Source organism: Methanomassiliicoccales archaeon (assembly GCA_014361295.1).
GTDB lineage: Archaea > Thermoplasmatota > Thermoplasmata > Methanomassiliicoccales > JACIVX01 > JACIVX01.
In genome coordinates this window covers 1-1,041 of the sequence record JACIVX010000091.1, presented here as the reverse complement: position 1 = coordinate 1,041, position 1,041 = coordinate 1, and the positions used below count along the sequence as shown (strand labels likewise).

Genomic DNA, 1,041 nt, shown 5'->3' with positions numbered 1-1,041 from the left:
AGGCACAAAAATGAGGCCAAGGACGAGGGCGAGCCTCAAAAGCGCGGCTTCCACGGACCCTCCGCTTCCGCCAAGGATTTTCGGATCTCCAAGGGATCGGCGCCGGCGAGGACTTGGGCCACGGCTCGGAAAAGGTCGTAGGCGGAGACCAGGACAAAGCGCTGATCGCGGCTGGCCCGCTCCACCGCCTCCTGCCACTGCGGGCCCCGCCGTTTGGGATCGAGCTCCGGCTGGGAAAGACAAAGAAGAAGCCCCCGCACCTCCTTCCGCTCTTCATGGCGAAGCTTGTCCAAAAGCAAAAGCAGGGCGCGATGCTCATCCGGGGCCACAGGGGAAAACGGGGAAAACGCAACGCGCACAAGGAAATTCTCCTCCGAGCTTTCCGCAACGAAGGAGGTGGGCTCCCCAAGATCGCCTACCTCAAATCCCAAGCGGAAAAATGCGGCCCGGGCGGCCAAGACGAGGGCTGTTTTTCCCCGGGGAAAGAGCAAAGCCTTGAAAATTTCTAGCTCCTTTTGGGCAGCACGAATTTCCTCTTCGCGCCGGGCCAGTCGTTCCTTTTCCCGGGCAAGTTCCTCCCAAAGTCCGCGCAGCTTTTCCTCCCCAGGAAGATCGTAGTTTTTGAGCCAATCCGGGGCCGTCTGAGGAAGTGGAAAGTCCAAGAGGGCGGCGATCCCCGGGCGCAGGAGGTCCCAGGCTGCGCGGCCCTCCGCGCCGGGAAAGGCGGGAAGAAAGAGAACGCGGCCAAGCCCCACGGGAAGGTCCAAAGCCAGGGGGTCGCCCACGCGGTTTTGGGCCAAGACGTGCCCAAAGGCGGAAAGGGGGGAACCCAGGGCGGAGGTGAGGACGGCCTCGTACCCAAGGGAAGAAAAGCGCGCCAGGTATGGGGCAAGCGGGTGGAGCTCATCAAGGATCTGTACGTCCGTGCCCCGGCGGGCCATGAACCGCAGCCCCTGGGGAAGCGCCAAATGGTGCGGACCTGACACCAACGAAGCCTTCGGCAAAAAGCTGTAGCTATCCAACTTCCTTGGCGGATTTCCC

The 1,041-nt window shown here is 62.4% G+C and carries 1 protein-coding gene; it reads right to left on the bottom strand.

Features of this window, described 5'->3' with window-relative positions; translation table 11 throughout:
- Positions 1 to 35: 35 nt before the first annotated feature.
- Positions 36 to 941 (bottom strand): hypothetical protein, encoded by a 906-nt coding sequence (locus H5T41_11325; protein ID MBC7109349.1) that lies wholly within the window; start codon positions 939 to 941, stop codon positions 36 to 38.
- Positions 942 to 1,041 lie beyond the last annotated feature (100 nt).

Bases quoted from the DNA above. Each gene is read 5' to 3' on its own strand.
- H5T41_11325 (MBC7109349.1), bottom strand. From the start codon at position 941: ATGGCCCGCCGGGGCACGGACGTACAGATCCTTGATGAGCTCCACCCG.